Raw genomic sequence first — 10,337 nt, 5'->3', positions numbered from 1 at the left:
GGCTAGTGCAAGAAATAGCCCCATTTATTTAGATAATATATGTATAGAATATTAAATAGGTGCTTTAATATGAGAAAAGGTTTTACAATAATTGAAATAGTTATTGCAATGTTAATTATTGGAATCCTTATTGTGCCAATAGTATTATTTTTTAATCAAACAATTAAAAATTATACAGTAGGTAAACCATATCCAAAAACAGTTGAAGTAGTAACAGATGCTATTAATGAAATAGAAACTCTTTTAAGACAAGCAAATTCAATTTTTATTTCAGAGGAAAAATCAATTGGATTTATTATTTCAATAGAAACAAAAACAAGAAAAATTGTTTATGAATTAGATAATGGATTTATTGTAAGAACAGATGATTTTGGAAAAAAATATACCCCATATTATAACAATCCTGAGACACCTGTAAGTGAATCTATTTATTTAGAATTAAGTTTTAAATATTATGATGAAAAAAATAATTCTCTTCCATATGGTCAACCTGATAAGGTAAGATTGGTTGAAATTTCAATAAAAGGTTCACCAAGACAGGTACCACAAGGCACCATTAACCCTGAATTTAGTTTGACAACAATGGTAAAATTAAGAAATGTGAAGTAAAAATGGAAAGAGTTTTAGGATTAACATTAACAAAAGATGGTGCAAAATTAGTTGAAAGTAGAGTAAGAAAAGGAAAAGTTTCTATAATAAATATTAGGGAAGGTTATATAGGAAATATTTATGATAAAGATATAAAAACAAAAATAAAAAAATTTTTAAAAGAAAGCAAAGTCAAAACAAGGTTAACATCATTTTCAATTCCTGATGAAGATGTTTTTGTAAGAGTGAATTATTATCCTCTTATGCCAGAAGAAGACCTTAAAAAAATTGTTATTGATGAGTTAAGTACCTACAAAATATTTGAAGGAGATTTTCCAATAGTTAATATTTTTAGATTAAAAATTGAAGAAAATAGGGGAAGATATCTTATTGTTGCTTCACCAAGAAGTTTAGTTGAAAATCACATTAAATTTTTAAGTTCTTTAGGATTAGAAGTTAAAAATGTTGACCTTCCTTCTATTTCCTCTTTTAGAGCAACTAAAATTTTCAAAAAAGACCTTTTTAAAGGAAGTGGAGTTTTTGTTTATATAAGTTTTAAAAAAACAACATTAATTTACTTTTTTGATGGAGAGATAAATCAATTTAGAGAGTTTGATATTGGTTTAGATAATTTAAATGAAAATAAAATGCTCTTTTTAAATGAAATTTCAAATACAATATCTTACTTTTCAAGAGAAGAGAAAAAGCCAATTGAAAGAATTATTTTATCTGGAATAGATAAAGGAGCAAATGAAATTTTTGATGAAATAAAACAAAGATTTGGAATTGAGACAATTTTAGGTGAGATTTTGCCTCAAAGAGAATATTACTTTTCAACACCAATTGGATTATCTCTTTTTAATCTTGAGGATAAATTAAAAATCAATTTAATTCCAAAAGATATCCTTGAAAAAAGAAAAGATGAAGTAAAAGTTTTCTTCCTTATTTTATCATCTATTTTACTTGCATTTCTTTTAATTGGACTATCAATTTATTTAATTAACTCTATTTCTCTTACAAATGAATCTATAAAAAGTATAAACTCAAATTTACAAAATGTTGAAAGGTCTCTTGAAAATTTAAAAGGAATTGAAGTTGAATATAAAGAGTTAAATACAAAGAAAAAAGAGCTTGAAGATATTTTATCAAATTATAAAATTGTAAATTTAAAATATTATTTAGATGAAATTATTAAGAGGAAACCTCAAGAAATAACAATTTTAAATTTTAGTTTCTCTAATGAATTAAATTTCTCTTTAAAAATAAGTTCAAAAAGTATTGCATCAATTTATGAATTTAGAAGAAGATTAGAAACAAGTGAAATTTTTAATGAAATAAATTTAAGAGGAATAGATAGGTCCTCAGATGGCATCTCTTTTACAACAATTGAAATTTTAGGAGTTAAAAAATGATAAAAGAGTATGTTCCAAAAATAAAGAAAACAATAAAAAAACTTTTATATGTCTTAATTATTGAAATTTTTATTTTTGTAGTTTTTGTTGGATATGAGTTTATTATTTGGAGAAAAAATATAAATTTACTAAATTCTAAATCTCAAGAACTTCAAAATAAAAGTGAAAATTTTGTTATGCTAAACACTATGAGTAAGGAAAGTGAAAATATAAAGATTTATTTAGAAGAAACTCAAAATAAACTTTTTAAAAAAGATGAGACTGAAAAATTTATCTCAACTCTTCCTTTAACAATGTCAAACTTTGGACTTAAAAATATTGATATGTCAATAAGTGAAGAAAAAAGAATATTAGAGAATAAGAACTATTTTAATATAGATTTATATATAACTTTTGATGGAAATTTAGAAGGTTTTTATAAATTTTTAGATTATATAGAAAATTTAAATAAATTTATATCTATTAATAATCTATCCTATACTGAATCAAAAGAATTTATAAATTTTAATTTATCAATCTCAATACCTTATTTTTAACCCCCACCTTTAATTAGTCTTACCATATCAAAAAGAGGAAGATAAATTGAAAATGCTATAAATGCAACTAAAATTCCTAAAATTATTGTTAATGCTGGTTCAAGAAGTGCAATAAATCTTTTTATATCATTATCAAGTTCACTTTCAAAATATCTTTCCATTTGTGAAAGGACCTCTTCAAGATTACCTCCAGCTTCACCAACAGAAATCATCCTTACAAAAAGCATTGGAAAGATTTTCTCTTCAAGCATTGCTCTACTAATACTCATTCCAGCCATCACTTTCTCTCTTGTGTTTATTAAACTTTCTCTTATAACCTCATTTCCGCTAACACGAGAAAGTAATTCAAATGAATCTCCAAGTGGAATTCCACTTCTAATTAAAGTTTCAAGTGTATGAGATATTCTTAAAAAAATATTTTCTCTATATATTTTACCAATAATTGTTGGCATTTTAAAAAGGAGAGTATCAATTTGTTTTTTGCCACTTTTTGTTCTTCTATATAAATTAAAAAGAAAAACAATTATAATTATTACTGGTAAAATAATCCACCAATAATTTTTTATTCCATTTGAAATTCCAATTAGTATTCTTGTTGGTAATGGAAGCTTAACACCAGAACTAGTAAATAGATTTACAAAAATTGGGACTATTGTTAAAAGAAGAAATATAATTGCAACTATTATTGTTCCAACAACAATTTCAGGATAAATTAAAGCATTTTTTACCTTTCTTCTTAACTCCTCTTCTTTTTCAAGAAAATCTGAAATTCTTAAAAGAACTTCATCAAGATTACCAGTAAACTCACCAACTCTTACAACCTCAATGAAAATTTCTGGAAAAACACCTTTAAAATTTCTTAAACTTTCAGAAAGAGATTCGCCTCCTAAAATATGCTCTCTTAATTTTTGAATTACATTTCTAAAATTTTTATTTTTTATATTCTCTTGAATTATTTCAAGCGATTGAATTATTGTGACACCTGAACGAAGTAAAAGTGATAGTTGTCTTGATAAAAAAATTAATTCTTGTGGTTTTAATTTTTGTATAGAAAACTCTCTTGTCTTTAGCTCTTTTAAATCAATAATATAAATTCCTCTTGTTTGAAGAATTTCTTTTGCTTCTTTAAGGTCATTTGCTTCAATTTCTCCCCTTACAGGGTTCCCTTCCCTATCTCTTCCAAGATACTTTACTCTCATTCTTCTATCCTTATTACTCTTAAAACCTCTTCAAGAGTAGTAGTTCCATTTAAAACTTTTTCAAAGCCAGCATTTATAAGTGGAACCATTCCCTCTTTTTCTGCTTCATATCTTAATGTATCAGTTGATTCTCTTCCTTTTATAAGGTCTCTTAAATTTTTTGTTATAGGTAAAACTTCAAAAACTCCAGTTCTTCCTCTATAACCTGTATAATTGCATTCAGGGCAACCTTTTCCTCTTTTAAATTTAATTTCTCTTTCAGGCACTCTTCCAAAAACAATTTCTAACTCTTCTTTTGTTGGTTTGTAATCAATTTTACATGATGGACAAATTGTTCTAACTAATCTTTGAGCAACAACTCCAATCATAACAGATGATATTAAATATGGTTCTATTCCAATATCAAGAAGTCTTACAAGAGTTGATGGCGCATCATTTGTGTGAAGTGTTGAAAAAACAAGATGGCCTGTAAGTGCTGCTTCAACTGCAATTTTTGCAGTGTCAATATCTCTTATCTCTCCAACCATTATAATATCTGGGTCAAGTCTTAATATACTTCTTAAACCAGTTGAAAATGTAAGACCTGCTTTAGGATTTACTTGCATCTGAATTACTCCTGGAAGATCATACTCAATAGGGTCTTCAATAGTAAAAATACTTTTTTCAGGAGTGTTTAACTTGTTTAGTGTTGCATAAAGAGTTGTTGTTTTTCCTGAACCAGTTGGTCCAGTAACTAAAACCATTCCATAAGGATTTTTTATTATTTTTTCATAAATTTTTTGTTGCTTTTCATTTAAACCTAATCTACCTAATTCAATTAAAACTCTTGCTTTATTTAAAATTCTTATCTCTAATTTTTCTCCAAAGCGAGTTCCTATTGAAGAAACTCTAAAATCATAATCTTTGTCTTTTATTTTCATTGAAAATCTTCCATCTTGAGGTCTTCTTTTTTCTGCAATATCCATTCCAGCCATAATTTTTATTCTTGATAAAACTTGATCATCAACTCCTGCAGGAATGTTCATTGTGTCATGAAGCATTCCATCAATTCTATATCTTACTCTTGTAAATTCTGGATATGGGTCAAAATGTATATCAGATGCATTTTGACTTATAGCATCATTTATAACTGTATTTACAAATTTTACAATTGGAGTTTCAACTGTTATTAATTCATTTTCTCTCTCTTCTCTTCTTAAACCTTGAAGAGTTTTTGAAGCAAAAGATTTTATATTAAAATATTGATTTAATAATCTTTGAAACTCTGTATCAGTAACAATAATTGGTTTTATTTTTAAACCTGTCATTGCCTTTATATCATCAAGAACAATTGGATTTACTGGAGGAAGAATTGCAATATAAAGAGTGTCTTCTTCTTTTCTTATTGGAAATACCTTTTTTTCTTTAATTGTTGCTTCAGGAATTAAATTTATTGAATCGGGGGAAATATATATTTCTGAAACTGGTTTATATTCAATTCCTGATTGAATAGATAATATTTCTCCCAAAACTCCAGGTGATATAATTCCTCTATCAATTAAAATTTGACCAAGAGGAACACCTGTTTTCTCTTGCTCCTTTAAAGCGTCTTCTAGTTGTTCTTTTGTTAATACTCCTCTTTCTAATAAAATGTCTCCTAATTTTTTCTTGACTTCCATTTATTTAATTATAATTTTTTTTATTGAATTTAAAAGAGAGTGCTACAGTTGGACATATATCAATACATTTACCACATCTTATACAATTTATATTATTTGGATCTTTAAAAGTTGTTATTGAAAATGGACAAATTTTTTCACATTTAAAACACTTTATACACTTTTCTAAATTTACCTCAATTTTTAAATAAGATATTTTATTAAATACACCAATGAATCCACCAAGAGGGCATAAGTAATTACAAAATGGCCTTTCTTCAAAAATAAACCAAATGATAAAAAATAAAAGGACAACTATTTTAGATATATAAAGAGGACCAATTAAACCTCTCAGAGATGGATTAATTATAACTTGAGGTATTCCAGCAGTAAGTGTTCCAGCAGGGCAAACTTTACAAAAAAGTGTTTCATAAAAAATTAAAGGACCCAATATAACAAGTGAAAAAAGAACTCCATATTTTACTAATAATAGGTTTTTTATTTTTGGTTTAATCTTAAACCGAGTTTTTATTTTAAAAAGAAGATCTTGGAAAAATCCAAATGGACACATAAATCCACATGAAAGTTTTCCTAAAAAAATATAAATAAAAGAGATTACTCCAAGTGTATAAAATGGAAAATCTCTAACAACAATAAGATGTTGAATAGTTCCAACTGGACAAGCAAAAGAGGCTAAAGGACATGAATAACAATGTAAAACTGGCATTGGAACTCTTTTTAAAAATGGAGATAAAAATGGAATATTAAACAAAATTAAAAAAATAAACTGAGTTATTTTTCTTTTTTTATCTGTAAAAAAATTTTTTATTGAATTCCAATGCATGAAAAACAAATTAATACTGCATTTTTAAGGACTTCAAGATATTCTTTGTTAAAAATGCCAATTAAAATAAAAATAAGAAAAATAATTAGTAATATTATTCTAAAGTCAAATTTTTTCAATTATTATTTTGATAATTTCTTTATAATCTCTGGAAGCATAAATGGAAGGTCATCTGGAGTTCTTGAAGTTATTATATTTCCATCAACAACAACCTCTTTATCAACAAATTCTGCTCCTGAATTTATAACATCATCTTTTATTGTAGGAGTTGATGTTATTTTCTTTCCTTTTGTTATTCCTGCTGAAATTAAAACCCATGCACCATGACAAATTGATGCCACAACTTTTCCCTCTTCATACATTTTTCTTACAAAATCAGTCACAGATTTATGTGCTCTGAGATAATCTGGACAATAACCACCAGGAATAAAAACTGCATCAAAATCTTTTGTATCTATTTCTTTACTTGTCAATTCTGGTTTAACTGGAAGACCACCATATTTTCCATGATAAATTTCAATGTTTGGAGCGATAACTTTAACCTCAGCACCCTCTTCTTTGAACCTATAATATGGATACCAAAATTCATGCTCATTGTATAATTTCTCAACAAAAAGCGCAACCCTTTTTCCTTTTAGTTTCATAATTCACCTCCATAAAAAAATTATAACAATTATAAAACTTAAATTAAATTATCTTTATGAAAAAGAAAAATTTTTTCTTTTTTTGCAATCTTTATTAACTCATCTGTAAAACCACTCTTTGAAAAAATACAAAAATATTCTAATCTTTTATTTATATTCCAATCCACAAGTCTTGATTTTCTTTTTAATTCTTCAAAAATATTAATTCCAATTGGTTTATTTGTCCATTTTACTTCACCAAATAAAATTTTGTTTTCCTTTTCAGAAAATGCAACTATGTCTATTTCCTCATTCTTATCCCACCATTTTCCGATTTTATCAAAATCAAAAAATAAATATTTGTAAGATTTTAAAATATCTATAGCAACACTTTCATAGACTTCTGAGACAAAAATATTAAAATCATCTAAAATTAAATTTAAAACTTTCTCTATTTCTCCTTCTTCTATTAAACTTTTATTTGGTAAGATATATCTGAACCAAAATTTAAAGAATTGATCTTCAATTTTATATATACCTTTTCTTGATTTTAATGGATTTTTTTCAGTAACTGGAATCTCCTTTTTTATAATTTGCAGATCTTCAAGAACAAATAAATATTTATGAATTATACTTTTTTGAAATCCAGTTTCATTTATTATTTCACTGATTTTTGTTTTTCCTAAAGATATTGCCTTTATTATTGAAAAATAATTTCTTGGTTCTCTTAACTCTTCCCTTAGAATAAACTCAACTTCATTATAAAGTTCAGATTGAGGTGTTAATAAATTCTCTTTAATATTTTCTTTAAGAGACTTTTTTTCATTAAATTTTAATAAGTATGATGGATTTCCACCCGTTATCGAATAAAAATTAATTTTTTCATCAAAAGATAGATTTGGATAAAATTTAGATGAATTATAAAAATCGAATGGTTTTAAGAAAATTTGACCTGTTCTTCTTCCATATAATGGAGCTTTATAGTAAAGAATCTCTTTTTCCATCATTCCTATACTTGAACCACACAAGATAAGAAATATTGGTTTTTGTTTTAAATACTCATCCCATCCTGCTTGAAAAATTGATGATATTCCTTTATTTATCTCTGCTAAATAAGGAAATTCATCTATCACAATTATAATCTTATTTTTTATCTTATCATTTAAATATTCAAAAAATAATTGCCAATTTAAAAATCCAGAAATTTTTAAAATTTTGTCATTAAAAAAATCTCCAACCAGTCTGCCCAATATTTTTAAATTATCATATTCACTAATTTTTTGTGCAAGAAAATATATGTGGGGTTTATTTTTAATAAATTGTTTAATTAATTCAGTTTTTCCAACTCTTCTTTTGCCATATATTACAATAAACTGAGATTCTTCTTTTCTATATGATTTTTCTAAATAATCTAGTTCCTGCTCTCTATCTATAAACATAATTCCTGACCTCCAAATAGTCTACTCTAAAGTAGTCTACTCTAAAGTAGACAAAATTTCAATATTTTATATAACTACTTTATAAACTCAATTATTTTATCTTTCAATTTAAAATAGGTTTTTTCGGCAATTAAAAATGTTTTTTCTATTGCTTTTGAAGAAAAGTTTAAAGCTTCAGGAAGAGGCTCTTCTGGATATATTAAAAATATTCTTCTTTTTTCAAACTCATAAATATTTTCATCTATTTTAATTAAACCCTCTAAATCTTTTTGAGTTATTCCAAATGTAATTTTATCAACAAGATAAGCAAATGGTGAAAATAATGCTTTAATTGGATTTGAAACAAATTTTCTTTCTGGGCTCTCATGAAGAATTCCTAAAATTTTATTTTCATTAGATACTTTTAAAAGATATTTTATTGGAAAAGTATGTTCAACTCCTCCATCAATTAAAATCCAATCTCTATATTTCACTTCGGGAAAAATAACTGGAATAGCACTCGTTCCAAGAATTGCATATTTTAAGTCTTCCTCTTTTTCAATTTTTATTATTTCTGCATCTTCAAAATTCAAATTTTTGTTTGTAAAAATTAAAAGTTTACCATTTTTTATTTTTGAAAAAATAAGAAATGTTTTTTCTGAGTTTTTAATTTTTTCAAAAAAATTTTTTCTTTTTATTAAGATTTCTACAAATTTATAAAATTTTGTTGTGTCATATTCTCTACTTAAAAATTTTTTATATATAAATCTTCCATCTCTTTTAACTAATTTCCATAAACTCATCAAAAATTCAAAATCATCAAAAATTAGCGGTACAATATTAATGCCACCAACCGAAACTCCTGCAAGAGATGAAAATGTTAAATCTTTGTAATCTTTTTTTAATAAATAAAGAAATTTTACCCCAAACCCCCCTTTTGCTCCTCCCCCTTCCCAGCAAAGTCCAATCATAAGTTTTTATCTTTTTACAACTTCTTTAATTACCTCAAAAGCATATTGAAGTTCTTCTTTCTTTACTTCACCCATATGACCCATTCTAAAAACTTTTCCTCTAAGATCTTTTATTCCTGCTGCAACAGTTATACCTTTTGATTTAAGGTCACTTCTAAATTTTTCATCTTCAATTCCATCTGGATAAATAAAAAGTGAAAGAGTTGGAGCAAGATAAGATTTGTTTCCAAAAACTTCAAAACCAATTCCTTTCATAAGTTCTCTAATAAATGAAGCGTTTTCATAATGTCTTTTATATCTCTTATCTAAACCTTCACTTAAGATTATTTCAAGAGATTTCTTTAATCCAAATGTATAATTTGTATTATGAGTTGCAAAATACTTTGTTGCATCTTCAATTGTTGGTTTCCAACGAAGAAGATCTCCATAATAAAATCCAATTTTTCCTAAACTTTCTCTTTTTTTCATTGCTCTTTCTGAAACAGCAAGAATAGCAAGTCCTGGTGGCACTGCAAGTGCTTTTTGAGAACCTGTTAATATAATATCAACTCCCCATTCATCCATTTTTTCTTCAACTCCTGCTGTTGCACAAACTCCATCAAGAACTACAAGAGAATCTGGAGATACCTCTTTTATAACCTTCATATAATCTTCCATTGGAGCAAGAATTCCAGTTGAAGTATCAACATGAGTTATGGTTATTAATGAGAAGTGTTCTTTTTTTAATTTTTCATAAATTATATTTAAATCAATAACTTCTCCCCATATGCTCTGTATTTTATCATAACTAAAACCATCCTCTTCTAAGATATCAAGAAACCTATCTCCAAAAAATCCATGAGAAATAACTAGAGCTTTTTCATCTTTTCCTAAAAAATTTTTAATTGCAATTTCCATACCAATAGTACCAGAACCAGGAATTATAAAAACATGACCGCTCTTTGTTCCAAAGATAACTCTTAAATCTTCTACACATCTTCTTAAATACTCCCCAAAATCTTTACTCATGTGGGAAATTGGTTGTTTTGAGATCTCTTTTAGAACCTCTTCATTTACAGGTGTTGGACCTGGAATTAACAAAAGTTCTCTCATCTTTCCCTCCTTTTTAT

At 26.2% G+C, this 10,337-nt stretch carries 10 protein-coding genes; 3 read left to right on the top strand and 7 right to left on the bottom strand.

Annotation, left to right across the window (positions count from 1 at the left end):
• Window positions 1–69: 69 nt before the first annotated feature.
• From N3D74_05960 to pilO, 3 genes are read left to right on the top strand one after another with little or no spacing between them, the layout of a single operon-like run.
• Entirely contained in the window at window positions 70–609 is a 540-nt protein-coding gene (locus N3D74_05960) for a prepilin-type N-terminal cleavage/methylation domain-containing protein (GenBank protein ID MCX8095712.1), read from the top strand.
• 2 nt (window positions 610–611) lie between these two features.
• On the top strand, window positions 612–2,000 hold the full coding sequence (locus tag N3D74_05955; GenBank protein ID MCX8095711.1) for a hypothetical protein: 1,389 nt from the start codon (window positions 612–614) through the stop codon (window positions 1,998–2,000).
• Window positions 1,997–2,536, top strand: coding sequence for a type 4a pilus biogenesis protein PilO (gene pilO / locus N3D74_05950; GenBank protein ID MCX8095710.1), 540 nt, complete (start codon window positions 1,997–1,999; stop codon window positions 2,534–2,536). Before N3D74_05955 ends, pilO begins: the two co-directional genes overlap by 4 nt.
• Here pilO and N3D74_05945 read toward each other — a convergent pair.
• The 7 genes from N3D74_05945 to N3D74_05915 all read right to left on the bottom strand — a co-directional run bounded on the left by N3D74_05945 (window position 2,533) and on the right by N3D74_05915 (window position 10,320).
• Window positions 2,533–3,735 (bottom strand): type II secretion system F family protein, encoded by a 1,203-nt coding sequence (locus N3D74_05945; protein MCX8095709.1) that lies wholly within the window; start codon window positions 3,733–3,735, stop codon window positions 2,533–2,535. The two genes, pilO and N3D74_05945, sit on opposite strands and share 4 nt — an antisense overlap.
• On the bottom strand, window positions 3,732–5,393 hold the full coding sequence (locus N3D74_05940) for an ATPase, T2SS/T4P/T4SS family (GenBank protein ID MCX8095708.1): 1,662 nt from the start codon (window positions 5,391–5,393) through the stop codon (window positions 3,732–3,734). Before N3D74_05940 ends, N3D74_05945 begins: the two co-directional genes overlap by 4 nt.
• A gap of 4 nt (window positions 5,394–5,397) precedes the next feature.
• Entirely contained in the window at window positions 5,398–6,216 is an 819-nt protein-coding gene (locus N3D74_05935; protein MCX8095707.1) for a 4Fe-4S binding protein, read from the bottom strand.
• 122 nt (window positions 6,217–6,338) lie between these two features.
• Window positions 6,339–6,860 (bottom strand): type 1 glutamine amidotransferase, encoded by a 522-nt coding sequence (locus tag N3D74_05930; GenBank protein MCX8095706.1) that lies wholly within the window; start codon window positions 6,858–6,860, stop codon window positions 6,339–6,341.
• A 38-nt stretch (window positions 6,861–6,898) separates the two neighbouring features.
• Entirely contained in the window at window positions 6,899–8,278 is a 1,380-nt protein-coding gene (locus tag N3D74_05925) for an ATP-binding protein (protein MCX8095705.1), read from the bottom strand.
• A 74-nt stretch (window positions 8,279–8,352) separates the two neighbouring features.
• On the bottom strand, window positions 8,353–9,228 hold the full coding sequence (locus N3D74_05920; GenBank protein ID MCX8095704.1) for a patatin-like phospholipase family protein: 876 nt from the start codon (window positions 9,226–9,228) through the stop codon (window positions 8,353–8,355).
• Window positions 9,229–9,234: 6 nt separating this feature from the next.
• On the bottom strand, window positions 9,235–10,320 hold the full coding sequence (locus N3D74_05915) for an alanine--glyoxylate aminotransferase family protein (protein ID MCX8095703.1): 1,086 nt from the start codon (window positions 10,318–10,320) through the stop codon (window positions 9,235–9,237).
• Between the last annotated feature and the right edge of the window lie 17 nt (window positions 10,321–10,337).

The sequence above is a fragment of the Caldisericia bacterium genome (genome assembly GCA_026414995.1).
Classification (GTDB): Bacteria; Caldisericota; Caldisericia; order B22-G15; family B22-G15; genus JAAYUH01.
Note: the sequence above shows the minus strand (reverse complement) of the source record. Positions and strands in the feature narration are given on the sequence as shown.

Bases quoted from the DNA above. Each gene is read 5' to 3' on its own strand.
- N3D74_05960 (MCX8095712.1), top strand. From the start codon at position 70: ATGAGAAAAGGTTTTACAATAATTGAAATAGTTATTGCAATGTTAATT.
- N3D74_05955 (MCX8095711.1), top strand. From the start codon at position 612: ATGGAAAGAGTTTTAGGATTAACATTAACAAAAGATGGTGCAAAATTA.
- pilO (MCX8095710.1), top strand. From the start codon at position 1,997: ATGATAAAAGAGTATGTTCCAAAAATAAAGAAAACAATAAAAAAACTT.
- N3D74_05945 (MCX8095709.1), bottom strand. From the start codon at position 3,735: ATGAGAGTAAAGTATCTTGGAAGAGATAGGGAAGGGAACCCTGTAAGG.
- N3D74_05940 (MCX8095708.1), bottom strand. From the start codon at position 5,393: ATGGAAGTCAAGAAAAAATTAGGAGACATTTTATTAGAAAGAGGAGTA.
- N3D74_05935 (MCX8095707.1), bottom strand. From the start codon at position 6,216: ATGCATTGGAATTCAATAAAAAATTTTTTTACAGATAAAAAAAGAAAA.
- N3D74_05930 (MCX8095706.1), bottom strand. From the start codon at position 6,860: ATGAAACTAAAAGGAAAAAGGGTTGCGCTTTTTGTTGAGAAATTATAC.
- N3D74_05925 (MCX8095705.1), bottom strand. From the start codon at position 8,278: ATGTTTATAGATAGAGAGCAGGAACTAGATTATTTAGAAAAATCATAT.
- N3D74_05920 (MCX8095704.1), bottom strand. From the start codon at position 9,228: ATGATTGGACTTTGCTGGGAAGGGGGAGGAGCAAAAGGGGGGTTTGGG.
- N3D74_05915 (MCX8095703.1), bottom strand. From the start codon at position 10,320: ATGAGAGAACTTTTGTTAATTCCAGGTCCAACACCTGTAAATGAAGAG.